Here is a 13,593-nt window from a genome sequence, read left to right on the forward strand (position 1 = left end):
CATCCTCCCAATGGCTGGTCACGCAGTCGGCAGCGGGCGCGGTATGGAGCGTCTGGATGCGTACGACGCGGTCGCCCGCCCACGCGCCGTAGTCCCGGTATGCCGCCGGGGGTAAGCACCGCCCGGAGCAGTCGCTGTGCCTGTGCCTCGTATTGGCGCAGAGAACGCTCATTCACCCGCTGCGTCGGGTAGTGGTGATCTGACCGGCGAGGTGGCGTTGGTGACCGGCGGCAGCCGCGGAATCGGCGCGGCGATAGCAAGGCGGCTGGCTGACGCGGGGCGGCGATTGCGCTGACTACGTCCAGGCAGCGGACGAGGCACATACGGTCGCCAAGCACATCGAGGCCAATGGCGGCAGGGCTACCGTCATCCAGGCCGACCTGACCCATGCGACGGCTTTTCACCTCCGCCAGAACAAGTGATGCGTCACCCCGCTCGGGCTCGGCACCACCTCCAAGTGGAAGCGGTCCAACAGCTCATCCGGCGACTCCCACAGCCGCAGCCCGGACCCGAGCCGCACCTGCGACACCGCCACATGCATCGTGTCGACCAGGCCCGCCTCCAGGAACTGCCGGATCGTCGTGACTCCACCGCCCAACCGTACGTCCTTGCCCTGCGCAGCCTCCCGCGCCTGCGCCAGCACCGTCGCCGGATCACCGTCCACGAAATGGAACGTGGTGTCCGAAAGAGTGAACGTCGGCCGCTTGTGATGCGTCATCACGAACACCGGCGTGTGGAACGGCGGCTCATCGCCCCACCAGCCCTGCCACTCCTCGTCCTGCCACGGCCCCCGCAGCGGCCCGAACTTGTTCCGGCCCATGATCTCCGCACCGATGTTGTGCGCGAAGTCCCGCGTGAAGTAGTCGTCCAGGCCCCGGCCGCCACCCGGGTCGGTACGCATCGGCCAGCTCGCCGTCGCGCCCGCCCAGGCGAACAACTCACCCGGATTGGGAAGGCCGAACGGGCTCTCCAGGCTCTGGTCCTCGGCGGCACCCGCGCCGATACCGTCGCTCGAAACATTGAAGTTCTGCACCCTCAGTAGCTGAGCCACCGGATACCTCCTGCTGTTGGCGATACCTATGTGACTGGCCGAGCCGGAAAAACTCATCGTCGCGACATGACCAATCCCTGGATCGGACCATCAGTCCGGTCGCTTCGCCATGCGTGAGTGCGTCGGCTCCGGCGCGCTCGTCGGTGAGTTCGAGAGGGTCGCCATGGCTGCACTCGACGAGTGCCGGAGCCGCGGGCGGGCACGAGACAGGGTGTCTGGTTCACGATGTTCGTGCGCCATCCGCAGATCGCCAGTTAGTTTGACTGTCCAGGGCTGAGGCGAGGAGGGGGCTGTCAGGTGAGCGGACTCGCGCCGGAGCTGCGTGTTGTCGCCAGCGGGATGATTCGGGGTGCGATGGGTCTGGTCGCCACCATGAAAGAGTCTCGCGACACCGCCATCGCCCTCAGGCACCAACTCGACCGACAGCACAGGATGGCGGGCGATGACGACGCCGGCCATCACTTCGCGAAGGCGTACCAGCAAGCCGCCGCCGCGCCGTATGCAGTGTGGTTCGCCAGCAGCCTGGCCATGGCCAACGGAGCCGAAACCCCCACGGCCCTCACCCCGGACGGCGACGCATCGGAAATCGCCCGGCAGCTGTGTGAGCACCTCGCCGCCATCGACGAATAGCCTGCTCCCGAAGAGCTCGCGCCCGTGTTCCCCGACGCTGTATCGAGCACCTCGGGACCGGACCACATGTGTGATCCGACGCAGTGGACGCTTGTTGCCCCTGCCCTGCCTCGCAGTCTGTGCCTGCTCGAACGACGCAGGTGACGACTTGAACCTGGCACTGTCACCGGCACCGCCCTCGCCGTGGACGGCGGATGCACCGTCTGACGCCCGTTACCCACGCGCACCCGCGCTCCCCAGCAGCGCCGCCGTCTCCTCGTGCGACCCGCCGTGACCGCCGCCTACGCCCGGCAGCACGAACTGCACACCCTCAGCGACCTCGGGGCCGCCACGCTGCCCGTACGGCTCGCCGCCGGTGACGAGTGCGTCCAACGCCCGGACTGCGAGCCCGGGCTGAAGAAGGCGTACGGCATCGACATCACCGCCGTCGATCCCAGAGGCGTAGGCACCACCCAGTCCAAACAAGCCGTCCAGAACGGACAGGACCAGATGGTCCTCACCACCACGACGGACGCCACCCTGGACGCCTTCGGGCTCGTCCTCCTCGCCGACGACAAGCATCTCCAGAACGCCGACTGCATCGTGCCCGTCGTCAACCGCTCGCGAGCCGGAAGCAAAGGGGTCGCCAATGCGCTCGGCGCGCTCAACACCGTCCTGACGACCGGCGGCTTGGCCAGCCTCAACCAGCAGGTGGACAGCTGGCGGCGGCTTCCGAAAGACGTCGCCAAGGACTACTTGGTGTCGAAGGGCCTGCTGCGGTCCTGACGTCCCTCGCGCGCCTACCGTCCCTCGCGTCCCTAACGGTCCTGACGCCCCTGACGGCCCGGAATCCTGTCCCGCAGCCGGTCCTTGCCACGCCGATGCAGCCGCCGCTGGACACGCCCGAGCGCGAGGTCCGGCGGCAACTCCTCCACCAGGTCATCGGCCCCTTCCTGCACGCACACATGGACGTGCACGTCATGCCAGCCGTCCGCGTGCAACTGGGCGCTGCGGCGCGTGCTCTCCGGGACGAAACCCGACTTCAGGGCCACCCGGCAGGCGGCCTCGTTCGCCATCGGATGCGCGATCTCGATCCGGTGCAGCCCCACCGTGTCCAGCGCCCACGAGGCGAGCGCGGCCACCGCCGCAGGCGCCACCCCTTGGCCGCGGAGCGAGGGCAGGATCCAGTACCGGCACTCGGAACGGCCGACCGCCAGGTCCAGGCAGCACAAGGCGACCCACCCGACCAGCGCGCCGTCGGAGGAACGCACCACCGCCCAGTGTGCGTCCGTCTCGGCCCGCCAGCCCTGCCGCCAGCGCGCTATCCACTCCCGGGTCTCGATCTCGCAGTCCGCGCGCCGCCGCGTCCAGTGCTGGATCGCCGGATCCTGGTACGCCTCGTAAACGAACGGCGCGTCGTCGAGTTCCCAGGGCCGCAAGTACAGACCGGTGGGCACCGCGAGGGCCGGTTGGTCAGATCGGCCGAGGCGGCCTGCCGGGACAACGGCAGGAACCATCTGGGGCATGGGCCCATCATGGCAGTGGAGCGCCGCCGGAGGGAGCCGCTCCAGACGGACCGCCCACCCGATTTTTCACGTCCACATTTTCACGTCCCTACGGGACTTGATTTCACATCCGTACGGGGCTTGTGCCACCCGCCCCGCCCACTCGACCCCGACAATGGAGCCACCAGGAAGCAAGAGGAAGTAAGAACAAGTACGGGCGAGAGGGACACGAGGGCATGGATCACGACGAGCTCCACAGCCGCTTCACGACGCTGACCACCGCACACGTGGCGGACGCCTGCCTCCGCGCGCGCGTGCCGGTGCGGTGCGCGCCGTCCGTAGTACGTCCCGTGGTGGACGGCGGACGCGTGGCCGGACGGGTGGCGCCGGCGCGGCACGTCGGCAGTGTCGACATCTTCCTGGAGGCGTACGAGCAGGCCGCACCCGGCGACGTACTGGTCGTCGACAACGGCGGACGGCTCGACGAGGCCTGCGTCGGAGACCTCGCCGTGCTGGAGGCGAAAGACGCCGGGCTCGCAGGTGTCGTCATCTGGGGTCTGCACCGCGACACGGCCGACATCCGCGCGATCGGACTGCCGGTCTTCAGCATGGGCGCGACCCCGGCCGGGCCGCAGCGGCTGGACGGCCGCGCCAAGGACGCGCTGGAGGCGGCCACGGTGGGGGAGTGGACCGTGAGCCGCGAGGACGTGGTGTTCGGGGACGAGGACGGCGTGCTCTTCGTCCCCGCCGACCGGGCGGCCGAACTCCTCACCGTGGCGGAGACCATCCGCGACACCGAGCGCCGCCAGGCGGAACGCATCCACGAGGGCAACTCCCTGCGCGAGCAGGTGCAGTTCGCCCGCTACCTCACCGACCGCCGGGGCAACCCCGCCTTCACGTTCCGTGAGCACCTGCGTGCTGTGGGTGGGGCTATCGAGGAATAGGATGGCGTATGTACACACGTCGTCCATCCATCTCCATCACCGCATGACTCCATGAGTCCGTACTCCATGACTTCTCGGCGGAAGGGACCGGCGCCACGATGTCCACGATGCTGATCGGTGCGCACGAGCCGCTGGCCGTCGAGGTGGCGGCGACGATCCGCGCCGGGGACGTCCGGGGTCTCCAGGAGCTCCTCGCCGCCCACCCCGGTCTCGCGGCGGCCCGGCTGGGCGACGAGCTGGTGAACCGCACCCTGCTGCACGTGGCCACGGACTGGCCGGGCCACTTCCCGAACGGTCCGGTGGTCGTGGCCGCGCTCGTCGCGGGGGGTGCGGACGTGGGAGCGCGGTTCACCGGCCCGCACGCGGAGACCCCACTCCACTGGGCGGCCAGCTGCGACGACGTCGCCGTCCTCGACACGCTGCTCGACCTGGGCGCGGACATCGAGGTCGACGGCTCGGTCATCGCGGGAGGCACGGCGATCGCGGACGCGGTCGCGTTCGGCCAGTGGCGGGCCGCCCGCCGCCTGTACGAACGTGGCGCCCGTACGACTCTGTGGCAGGCGGCCGGCCTCGGCGAACTCGACCGGGTCGCCGCCTACTTCACCCCCGGCACCCCGCCACCGCCCGCCATCGAGATCACCGAAGCCCTGTGGTGCGCCTGCCACGGCGGCCAGCAGCCGACGGCCGCGTACCTGCGCGCCCGGGGCGGCGACATCGACTGGGTCGGCTACGACGAGCTGACCCCACTGGACACGGCCGCCCGTGCCGGCCACGGCGAAGTGGTCGCGTGGCTCAGGGGGCTGGGGGCGAGGTCGGCGAAGGAGCGGGCGTAATCGCGATGTAAGCGGCTGGACCGACCCGGACGGCGCGTCACCGCGACACGGTGCTCCACACCCCCACACGTATCGGCGTCGCCCTCCTCGACACTCCGCCGTCGCACTGAGCCGTCGCACTGAGCCGTCGCACTGCCCGGACCCGTTGTCAGTGGTGCGTGCGAAGGTGGTCTGCATGGGAACGACACGGACGACACCTGACGGGCGGCCCATCCCGCCGCCGCACGCCGACGAACGGACCATGCTGGAAACCTGGCTCGACTTCCAGCGGGCCACGCTCGCGCTGAAGTGCGAAGAGCTGGACGACCGCCAGCTGCGGCAGGCGGCGGTGGAGCCGTCGCCCCTGACACTGCTCGGCCTGATAAGGCACATGGCAGAGGTGGAACGGAACTGGTTCCAGCGGGTGTTCCCGGGGCAGGACATACCGCGGCTGTTCGGGGACGAAGGCGACGGCGGGTTCGTCCTCGACCCGGACCAGGGTGTCGACGAGGCGCTTGCCCTGTGGCGTGCCGAGATCGCGCGAGGCCGCGAGCTGACGGCCGACGCTTCCCTCGACGACTCGGGCACGCTCTCGGAGGAGGGCGCCGCGTTCCTGGGCGACAAGGCCGTGTCCCTGCGCTGGATCCTCATCCACATGATCGAGGAGTACGCACGGCACAACGGGCATGCGGATCTGCTCCGGGAGCGCGTCGACGGGGTCACGGGGGTGTAGCGCGCACGCTCACATCCCGCCGTGGTCCTCGACGGCGTACAGCCAACCGCCCAAGTCGGCGACGTACACGACGCCGTCCGAAACGATCGGTGACGACCGTAGCGGGCGGGTCGTGGGGAGCCGCCACCGTGCGGCCCCGGTCTCGGCGGACAGCGCGTACAGATGGCCGTCCGCGCCGCCGACGTACACCGTCCCGTCAGCCAGGGTCGGTGGCGACTGCGTCGGGATGCGCTCGGTGGACACCCACCGGCTCTCGCCCGTCGCCGCGTCGATGCCGCACAGGATGCCGGCCTCGTTGCTGACGCAGACCAGGCCGTCGGCCACGGCCGGCGACGCGCTCACGCCGCTGCTCGTGGGGTTCGAGCGCCACCTGACCTGTCCGGTCAAGGCGTCGATGGCGTACACATGCCCGTTGCCGCTGCCCACGTACAGAACCCAGTCGGACAGGGCGGGCCGGGACGAGACCGGGGCCTGGATCGGAGTCCGCCATTTCCGCTTCCCGGTCGCCGCGTTGACGCCGTACACGGCCCGCTCGGTGGCGGTCCACACCAGCCCGCCCGCCGCCGCCACCCAGTGGAAGGGTGCGATACGCGGGCAGTACGTCCAGGTCTTCTCACCTGTGGCGAAGTTCAGGGCGTACACGCTGTTCGTGTTGGCGAGGTAGACCGCCCCGCCGTCCGTCTCGGGGAGGGCGGTGACCCGTTGGCGCACCTGGAACTTCCAACGTTCCGTACCGGTGTGGGCGTCGAGCAGATGCACGTACGGGCCCGCGGTGACGGCCAGCGTCCCTGCCGCCACGGCCAGCACCGAGTGGACGGGGTTTCCGGCCTCGAAGCACCAGTGGCCCCGCCCGGTGGCGCTCTCCACCGCGTGCACCCGCCCCGAGTTGTTGCCGACGTAGACCAAGCCGTTCGTGATCGCGAGGGAGGCGTGCACGGATGCCCGGGCGTCGAAGGACCACTTCACCGTGATGCGCGCCGGGCGCGTCACGGCGGAGAGGGACAGCGCGCCGGACGTCGGGGCCGCGGTGGGCGCGGGCGGGGCCGGGGCGGGGACCGGGGCCGACGGCTCCGTGTCGCTCACGCCCAGCAGAGCGTGGAACCTCGCCGCTGCCGCAGCCGAGACACTGCGGCTGTCGTCGTCCAACAGGCGCCGCATCTGCTCCGAGATGTGCTGCCGTACGGTCGTGTTGCCCACCTGGTAGCGATGGGCGAGGCCTTCGATCGCGCCCAGCCGGTCGGCGGCGACCGGGCTGGAGAGTGCGTACCGAAGGTGCGCGGGCAGCTGCCAGTTGACGTTGCGGGCGATGACGATGCGGCCCTCGACGTTCTCCTGCTTCTTGGGGCGCTGCTGCGGCATCTCCTCCACGACCTTGTCGTGGACGTACGCGTACAGCTCGTCCAGGGTGATGTCCCCGTCGCCGTCGAGGTCGGCGCTGCCGTCGCGCAGACCGGACACCAGGTGGCGGGTGAAGACGGACTGCGGGGCGAGGCCGTGCACTTGGTCGCCCTCGAAGGAGTACTGGGTGGCGTCGGAGGCGGTCAGGACGCTGCGGCCCCTGCCCCGGAACCGTTCCAGGGTGTGCATGTCGGCGACGCCCTTGGCGAGGCGGCCGGCGGGGAAGGCGCCGCTGTAGCAGCAGTCGAGGATCAGCACCTGCTGCCGGGACGCGCAGCCGGTCATGGCGCGGTCGATCTGCTCGGCGGGCAGCGAGGTGAACGCCAGGTTGTCGCGGCGGGTGTTGCCCATCGCCAGATGCAGACGCCCCTCGTCGTCCTTGAGGCCGTGCCCGGTGAAGTACAGCAGCGTCAGATCGTCGCGCCGCCGGTCGCGGAACAGGTCACCGATGGCCTCACCGACCCGGTAGTGGGGCTCGTTGATGAGCGTGGCGACCTCGAAATCCGCGATGTCGGGGTCCCGCAGCACGCCCGCGAGGGCCTCGGCGTCGTGTGCGGGCGCCGTGAGCCGGCGCAGGCCCGCGTCCTGGTACTCGTACGTCGCGACCAGAAGGGCCAGCCGACGGCCCACGGCTACTCGCCCGACCGGTGGCGGCGCACGAACCCGTCGATCAACTCCCGCCGCTCTTCAGCGGTCGCGTGCTCCAGCTCGATCGTGTCACCGTCGATCGTCACCGAGATGCGGTGCCGGGCCGCCTGCCGGCCGAGCCAGTCCCGCAGGGTGTCGATGAGTACGGTGAACACGCCGCCGGACGCGCTCAGGGCCACCACGATGGCCCCGACCGTGACCGGGTCGCTGGCCTTGGCGCCCGGTGGAAGCTCCGGAAGCTCCCCGACCGGCACCGGACGAAGCACGTCGACGTCCAACTCGCGTAGTTCCGTACGCAGTCGGCGCATCAGCCGTTCGACGTCCTCCGCGTCCGACTCCTCGTCAGGTGCCAGCGCCAGCAGCACTTCCATCACGCGTCCCCGCTCCAAACCCGCAGCCCACACATCTCTGTGGTCCCGCACGGACAGTACAGTCCATTACATCAGGCGGACCCGAAGCGGGTTTCAACTTCCCTCTCCCGGCAACCCGGTCGGCATGTCCAGACGCTATGGCGGAAACCCGGCCGCGACGATCATCCTCATCATCGCGGACATCACCGCGGTGATCCTGATCCTGTGGATCGCCTTCTTCCTCTTGGACGCCAACACCGGGAACGACCTGGTGTCATGGGTCCACCACGCGGCGAACTGGCTCTCGGGCTGGTCGCGCGACATGTTCAACGTCAAGTCGGACGACTGGCGCACGATCCTCAACTACGGCCTGCCCGCCGTGGTCTACCTGCTGATCGGCCACGCGGTGGCCGGCCGGGTCAACCGGTCGTAGCACCAGCGCAGCCGACTGCCCCCGCCGTCCGCCCGCCAGGCCTCACCGCACCGGCCGCCGACGGCTGCGCCGGATCCAGCGCCTGGTGAAGAAGGCGACGTCGGCCACCAGGACGACGACGCCGATGGCCAGCAGATAGCCCAGGCCGTCCGCGACCGCGCCGATCAGTCCCAGGACGACGGCCACGAGGATGAGGAACAGGAACAGCGCCATGATGTGGCCATCTCCTTCGTCGGTGGAGGACGGTCGGGTCGTGGGCGGGCGGTGCGGTCAGCGGCGTGCGAGCCGGCGTTCGCCGGCAGTGCCCGGGCGGTACTCCATCTCGTAGTGCTGGAAGATCGCCTCCTCCTGTTCGGCGGGCAGCACGTCGTCCGTCCCGATGGACGGGGCCTGCCGGACCAGTGCCCGGGCGTACGGGACCTTGACGTAGTGCGGGCCGAGGACCGCCTCGTCCAGGGGGACGAAGACCAGGCGGCGACGGGTCGGCAGACCGGTCAGGACGGTGGCCATGGCCGGTTCGTCGGTGCTCGTGTCCACGTACACCGCTTCGAGCACCCCGATCTTGTGCCCTTTGGGGTCGATCACGGCCTGGTTGCGCCACTCACGGACATCGGCTGATGTGATCATGGTCGTTTCCTCCGGTCGAGACCCGGATCGGCGGGTCTCCGCCCTTCCAGCCTGCCCCCGATCCCGTACGACCACCACAGTCGCCACGCCCATGGGCCCCCGAAGTCACCCGAGCCGCGTCAGCTTCGACCCGAAGGACGGCTCGCGGAGATCCTTCTGGAGGGCGACCGGGACCTTCGGGGCGTCGGGACCGGTGCCGATCGACAGCGCGGCCACCACCGTACCGGCCCCGGCCGAGTGACCAGTTCTCCCTCGTCCACCTCGAAGGACAGGCCGTCGACGGCCTTCGTGCCGTCCGGACACACCTTGCTGACCTGCTCGAACCTGATCATGGATCCACGCTGGGAGCCACCGTGGCCGTACGCACACGGACCGCCGCCGGGGGAGTGCGCTCCGGGTCGGCCGGATGGCAGCGGGCGGGGAAGTGCGCGGACCGGCCGGTGTGATCCACTGGGCCGAGCCGGACGTACGACCGAGACCAGGAGCCCGCACCCTTGACCACCGCCAGCGCGCCCGCCTACCGCCAGCCCGGAACCGTCCTCGTCGACCACCGGTTCGCCGTACCGCTCGACCACGCCCGCCCCGACGGCGAGCAGATCGAGCTCTTCGCGCGCGAAGCCGTCGCCGCCGGTCACGCCGCCGACCGGGAGCGGCTGCCCTGGCTGCTCTATCTGGAGGGCGGCCCCGGCTTCGGCGCCCGGCGGTTCATCGGGCAGCAGGCCTGGCTCGGGCGCGCCCTGCGCGACTTCCGGGTGCTCCTGCTCGACCAGCGCGGCACCGGCCTGTCCACCCCGGCCAACCGCCAGACCCTCCCCCTGCACGGCGGCCCCCACGAACAGGCCGACTACCTCGCCCACTTCCGCGCCGACTCGATCGTCAAGGACTGCGAGCTGATCCGCCGCCGGCTCACCGGCGGCGCGCCGTGGACCGTCCTCGGCCAGAGCTTCGGCGGCTTCTGCGCCACCCACTACCTCTCCACCGCGCCCGAAGGCCTCGCCGCCGTCCTGATCACCGGCGGACTGCCCTCGCTCGACGCCCACGCGGACGACGTGTACCGGGCGGCCTACCCCCGTATCGAGCGCAAGAACGCCGCGTACTACGCCCGCTATCCGCAGGACGTCGAGCGGGTGCGCCGCGTCATCGAGCACCTCGCCACCGAACACACCGTCCTGACCAGCGGATACGTGCTGACCCCGGCGGCCTTCCAGTCGCTCGGCATCCTCCTCGGCGGTGGCGACGGCGCCCACCAGCTGCACTACCTCCTCGAAGACGCCTTCGTACGCACGGCCGCAGGCCCCGCGCTCTCCGACGCCTTCCAGGAAGGCGTGCACGCGGCCCTCTCGTTCGCCGGTCACCCCCTCTACGCCGTCCTCCACGAGGCGATCTACGCCCAGGACGCCCGCCCCACCGACTGGTCCGCCGACCGGGTCCGCTCGGAGTTCCCCCGGTTCTCCGCCGAGAAGGCCCTCGCCGGAGACGGCCCCGTCCTCTTCACCGGCGAATCCGTGCACCCCTGGCACTTCGAGACCGATCCCGCGCTGCGCCGGCTGCGCGAGACCGCCGATCTGCTGGCCGCCCGCACCGACTGGACCCCGCTGTACGAACCGGCCGCGCTCGCCGCCAACGAGGTGCCGGTGGCGGCCGCCGTCTACCACGACGACATGTACGTCGACACCGCCCACTCGCTGGCCACCGCTCACGCCGTCCGGGGGCTGCGCACCTGGGTCACCGACGAGTACGAGCACGACGGCGTACGAGCGGGCGGCGAGCGCGTACTGAACCGGCTTCTCGGCCTCGTACGGGGTGAGTTGTAGCCGAGAGGCGGCGCGGCGGCGCCCCGTCCGGGCTCGTAAGCTGCGGCTATGACAGAGCAGTTGGAGCAGTTGGAAGAGATGCCCGACGACTGGCAGCGCGCCCTCGCGGTCGTCGCCCATCCGGACGACCTGGAGTACGGGTGCGCCGCCGCGATCGCCGGATGGACCGACGCGGGCCGTGAGATCACGTATCTGCTCGCCAGCCGTGGCGAGGCGGGCATCGACGGTATCGAGCCCGCCAAGTGCGGCCCGCTGCGCGAGCAGGAGCAGCGGGCGAGCGCGGCGGTCGTCGGTGTCTCGGCGGTGGAGTTCCTCGACCACAAGGACGGTGTGATCGAGTACGGGAGCGGCCTGCGCAGGGACATCGCCGCCGCCATCCGCCGGCACCGCCCCGAACTGGTCATCACGCTCAACCACCGGGACACCTGGGGCGGCGTCATCTGGAACACCCCCGACCACCGGGCCGTCGGCCGGGCCACCCTCGACGCCGCCGGGGACGCCGGCAACCGCTGGATCTTCCCCGAGCTCATCGAGCAGGGCCTCCAGCCCTGGAACGGTGTGCGATGGGTGGCCGTGGCCGGTTCCGACTCCCCGACCCACGCCGTCGAGGCGACCGCCGGGCTCGAACGGTCGGTGGACTCGCTCATGGAGCACCGCAGTTACATCGAGGGCCTCACGAACGACGAGCCCGAGACGTACTGCCGCAACTTCCTCACCGCCAACGCCGAACGCGCGGCCGCCCGCTTCGGGGGCCGCCCGGCGGTGGCGTTCGAGCTGTTCCCCCGGTAGGGGAGGGCGCAGAGGGCCGAGCGGGGCTTCCCCGCCCGTTCCCGGCTTCCAGTATTCTGACGTACCGTCAACTCAGGTCGGTGGTACGGGAATGGGGGCGCGTTGATCGACACCCTCGACCGGGAGATCCCGGACGGCGAGGAGCGGATACGCCTGGAGGTCACCGCGGAAGGGCTCGGCGTGCTCACCCTCTGCCGCCCCGAGAAGCTGAACGGCTGGAGCTGGGAGTCCAGCCGTCAGCTCGGCCTCCTCGCCGACCGGATCCGCTTCGACGACGCGATCCGCGCCGTACTGCTGCGCGCCGACGGCCGGGCCTTCTGCGCCGGGATCGACGTCACCGCCCCCGGCGGCGCCATCACCGGCCGCTCCCCGGCCGAGCGCACCCACCGCTACTACGAGGGCATCCGCTGGGTCCACGAGCGCTTCGCCGCGTTCGCCCGACTGCCGCAGCCCGTGGTCGCGGCCGTCCAGGGCTACTGCCTCGGCTTCGGCTTCGAGCTCGCGCTGATGGCCGACATCAGGGTCGCCGCCGACGACGCGGTCTTCGCGCTGCCCGAGACCGGGATCGGGGTCGCCGTGGACGCGGGCGGCGACCTGCGGATCGCCCGGGACGCGGGTGCGGGCTGGGCGAAGCTCCTGGCACTCACCGGCCGCCGCATCGACGCACCCACCGCCGAGCGGCTCGGCCTCGTCCAACAGGTGGTCGCAGAAGCGGAGTTGGAGGAGGAGGCGAGAGCGCTGGCTGTCGAGATCGCGGCCAATGCCCCACTCGCCGTGCGGGCGGTCAAGCGGAACCTCGACGCCTTCGCCGACGCCGGGCTGGCCGAGGCTCTCGACCGTACGGCCATGGCCGCCGCCCTCACCCTGACCTCCGAGGACGCCCGCGAGGGCTACACGGCCAAGGCGGCCCGCCGCCCGCCGACGTTCGACGGAAAATGACGCTGGTGGGGCTCAGCCCTGGAACCCCTCCCTCCCCAGCTGCTCCCGTACGGGTGTCACCGGCGCGGCGACCACCGTACGGCGCTGCCAGTTCGCGCCGTCCACCACCAAGGTGTGGCCGCTGATGAAACGGGCGTACGGGGAGGCCAGGAAGGTCGCCGCCCAGCCGAGCTCCCGGGGCTCGCCCACCCGTAACGCGGGCTGGCGGGCGACGAGTTCGCCGCGCGCCGCCGCGTCCTCCAGCCCCGACCGGATGGCCTCGGGCATGTCCGGGTGCGGGAAGAGCCCCGGAACGAGCCCGTTGACCTGGATGCCGTAAGGCCCCCACTCCACCGCGAGCGTCTCCACCAGATTGCGCACCCCGGCCTTCGCCGCCGCCGAGTGGGCGTATCCCGGGCCGCCCGTCCAGGCGTACGACGCCCCCACATTGATCACCGACCCGGGCGTCCCGGCCGCGAGATGGCGGCGGCCGAACTCACGGGTCGTGAACCAGGTCCCGGTCAGTGTGATGTCCACGACCGCGCGCCAGGCGTTGGGTGACAAGTCCTCTGCGGGGCAGGGGAAGTTGGCGGCGGCGCTGTTGACGAGCACGCCGGGCAGCCCGATCTCCCGTTCGGCCAGGTCGAAGGCCGCGCCGACCCGCTCCGGCTCCCGGACGTCGCACACGGCGACGACCACCCGCCCACCCAGCCCCGCCAACTCCTCCCGGGCCGCCTTCAGCCGCTCCTCGGTGCGTCCCACGATCACCAAGTCCGCACCCGAACGGGCGAATTCGGCGGCCATCGCCTTGCCGAGCCCGGAGCCACCGCCGGTCACCAGGACCACGGTCCCGTCGTACGTTCCCGGCGGGAGTGCGCGGGCGCCGGGCGGGGGAGGGGCGGGGAGGCCCGGGAGCGGGGCGCCGGGGGGTGCGGTGTCGGCCGTCATGGCGGCAATCCCTA

At 71.0% G+C, this 13,593-nt stretch carries 15 protein-coding genes and 1 pseudogene; 9 read left to right on the forward strand and 7 right to left on the reverse strand.

The genetic code is table 11. The features are described from left to right. Positions 1-400: 400 nt before the first annotated feature. The gene (locus ACZ499_RS22330; RefSeq protein WP_468677308.1) at positions 401-1,051 is read right to left on the reverse strand and encodes a dihydrofolate reductase family protein; all 651 of its coding nucleotides are present in this window, start codon (positions 1,049-1,051) and stop codon (positions 401-403) included. Positions 1,052-1,348: 297 nt separating this feature from the next. Here ACZ499_RS22330 and ACZ499_RS22335 point away from each other — a divergent pair, with 297 nt between their 5' ends. Both ACZ499_RS22335 and ACZ499_RS22340 read left to right on the forward strand, forming a co-directional pair. After that, complete coding sequence (locus ACZ499_RS22335) at positions 1,349-1,681, forward strand: hypothetical protein (protein WP_468677309.1); 333 nt, start codon at positions 1,349-1,351, stop codon at positions 1,679-1,681. A 267-nt stretch (positions 1,682-1,948) separates the two neighbouring features. Further along, positions 1,949-2,446, forward strand: a pseudogene (locus ACZ499_RS22340) (glycine betaine ABC transporter substrate-binding protein); the annotation flags it as partial. Positions 2,447-2,478: 32 nt separating this feature from the next. Here ACZ499_RS22340 and ACZ499_RS22345 read toward each other — a convergent pair. Then, positions 2,479-3,186: a GNAT family N-acetyltransferase gene (locus ACZ499_RS22345; protein ID WP_468677311.1), complete on the reverse strand. Its 708-nt coding sequence runs from the start codon at positions 3,184-3,186 to the stop codon at positions 2,479-2,481. A gap of 215 nt (positions 3,187-3,401) precedes the next feature. On the opposite strand from ACZ499_RS22345, the gene ACZ499_RS22350 reads away from it, so the two are divergent. The 3 genes from ACZ499_RS22350 (at position 3,402) to ACZ499_RS22360 (ending at position 5,654) form a co-directional block, all read left to right on the forward strand. Beyond that, entirely contained in the window at positions 3,402-4,109 is a 708-nt protein-coding gene (locus ACZ499_RS22350) for an RraA family protein (protein ID WP_468677313.1), read from the forward strand. A gap of 98 nt (positions 4,110-4,207) precedes the next feature. Further along, a complete protein-coding gene (locus tag ACZ499_RS22355; protein WP_468677315.1) occupies positions 4,208-4,942 on the forward strand; it encodes an ankyrin repeat domain-containing protein in 735 nt (244 codons plus the stop codon). A 175-nt stretch (positions 4,943-5,117) separates the two neighbouring features. Then, positions 5,118-5,654 carry a DinB family protein gene (locus ACZ499_RS22360; RefSeq protein ID WP_468677317.1) on the forward strand — a complete coding sequence of 179 codons (537 nt, stop codon included), beginning with the start codon at positions 5,118-5,120 and terminating at the stop codon, positions 5,652-5,654. 9 nt (positions 5,655-5,663) lie between these two features. On the opposite strand, the gene ACZ499_RS22365 is transcribed toward ACZ499_RS22360, so the two are convergent. Beyond that, positions 5,664-7,682 (reverse strand): caspase, EACC1-associated type, encoded by a 2,019-nt coding sequence (locus tag ACZ499_RS22365; protein WP_468677318.1) that lies wholly within the window; start codon positions 7,680-7,682, stop codon positions 5,664-5,666. Between the two features lie 2 nt (positions 7,683-7,684). Beyond that, positions 7,685-8,071: an effector-associated constant component EACC1 gene (locus ACZ499_RS22370; RefSeq protein WP_468677320.1), complete on the reverse strand. Its 387-nt coding sequence runs from the start codon at positions 8,069-8,071 to the stop codon at positions 7,685-7,687. Positions 8,072-8,195: 124 nt separating this feature from the next. On the opposite strand from ACZ499_RS22370, the gene ACZ499_RS22375 reads away from it, so the two are divergent. Then, positions 8,196-8,483, forward strand: a complete 288-nt coding sequence (locus ACZ499_RS22375) for a hypothetical protein (protein ID WP_385535041.1) — start codon at positions 8,196-8,198, stop codon at positions 8,481-8,483. Positions 8,484-8,525: 42 nt separating this feature from the next. On the opposite strand, the gene ACZ499_RS22380 is transcribed toward ACZ499_RS22375, so the two are convergent. Then, on the reverse strand, positions 8,526-8,696 hold the full coding sequence (locus ACZ499_RS22380) for a hypothetical protein (RefSeq protein WP_385535039.1): 171 nt from the start codon (positions 8,694-8,696) through the stop codon (positions 8,526-8,528). A 57-nt stretch (positions 8,697-8,753) separates the two neighbouring features. Next, positions 8,754-9,110 (reverse strand): PRC-barrel domain-containing protein, encoded by a 357-nt coding sequence (locus ACZ499_RS22385; RefSeq protein ID WP_468677322.1) that lies wholly within the window; start codon positions 9,108-9,110, stop codon positions 8,754-8,756. Between the two features lie 494 nt (positions 9,111-9,604). Here ACZ499_RS22385 and ACZ499_RS22390 point away from each other — a divergent pair, with 494 nt between their 5' ends. The 3 genes from ACZ499_RS22390 to ACZ499_RS22400 all read left to right on the forward strand — a co-directional run bounded on the left by ACZ499_RS22390 (position 9,605) and on the right by ACZ499_RS22400 (position 12,652). Next, positions 9,605-10,924 carry an alpha/beta fold hydrolase gene (locus ACZ499_RS22390; RefSeq protein ID WP_468677323.1) on the forward strand — a complete coding sequence of 440 codons (1,320 nt, stop codon included), beginning with the start codon at positions 9,605-9,607 and terminating at the stop codon, positions 10,922-10,924. A gap of 48 nt (positions 10,925-10,972) precedes the next feature. Further along, the gene (locus ACZ499_RS22395; protein ID WP_468677325.1) at positions 10,973-11,713 is read left to right on the forward strand and encodes a PIG-L deacetylase family protein; all 741 of its coding nucleotides are present in this window, start codon (positions 10,973-10,975) and stop codon (positions 11,711-11,713) included. A 102-nt stretch (positions 11,714-11,815) separates the two neighbouring features. Next, the gene (locus ACZ499_RS22400; protein WP_468677327.1) at positions 11,816-12,652 is read left to right on the forward strand and encodes an enoyl-CoA hydratase/isomerase family protein; all 837 of its coding nucleotides are present in this window, start codon (positions 11,816-11,818) and stop codon (positions 12,650-12,652) included. Between the two features lie 12 nt (positions 12,653-12,664). On the opposite strand, the gene ACZ499_RS22405 is transcribed toward ACZ499_RS22400, so the two are convergent. Next, positions 12,665-13,579: an SDR family oxidoreductase gene (locus ACZ499_RS22405; RefSeq protein WP_468677328.1), complete on the reverse strand. Its 915-nt coding sequence runs from the start codon at positions 13,577-13,579 to the stop codon at positions 12,665-12,667. Positions 13,580-13,593 lie beyond the last annotated feature (14 nt).

This window comes from Streptomyces sp. NPDC031265, assembly GCF_055570295.1.

Coding starts and splice junctions, on each gene's coding strand:
- ACZ499_RS22345 (WP_468677311.1), bottom strand. CDS start 3,186: ATGCCCCAGATGGTTCCTGCCGTTGTCCCGGCAGGCCGCCTCGGCCGA.
- ACZ499_RS22350 (WP_468677313.1), top strand. CDS start 3,402: ATGGATCACGACGAGCTCCACAGCCGCTTCACGACGCTGACCACCGCA.
- ACZ499_RS22355 (WP_468677315.1), top strand. CDS start 4,208: ATGTCCACGATGCTGATCGGTGCGCACGAGCCGCTGGCCGTCGAGGTG.
- ACZ499_RS22360 (WP_468677317.1), top strand. CDS start 5,118: ATGGGAACGACACGGACGACACCTGACGGGCGGCCCATCCCGCCGCCG.
- ACZ499_RS22370 (WP_468677320.1), bottom strand. CDS start 8,071: ATGGAAGTGCTGCTGGCGCTGGCACCTGACGAGGAGTCGGACGCGGAG.
- ACZ499_RS22375 (WP_385535041.1), top strand. CDS start 8,196: ATGTCCAGACGCTATGGCGGAAACCCGGCCGCGACGATCATCCTCATC.
- ACZ499_RS22380 (WP_385535039.1), bottom strand. CDS start 8,696: ATGGCGCTGTTCCTGTTCCTCATCCTCGTGGCCGTCGTCCTGGGACTG.
- ACZ499_RS22385 (WP_468677322.1), bottom strand. CDS start 9,110: ATGATCACATCAGCCGATGTCCGTGAGTGGCGCAACCAGGCCGTGATC.
- ACZ499_RS22395 (WP_468677325.1), top strand. CDS start 10,973: ATGACAGAGCAGTTGGAGCAGTTGGAAGAGATGCCCGACGACTGGCAG.
- ACZ499_RS22405 (WP_468677328.1), bottom strand. CDS start 13,579: ATGACGGCCGACACCGCACCCCCCGGCGCCCCGCTCCCGGGCCTCCCC.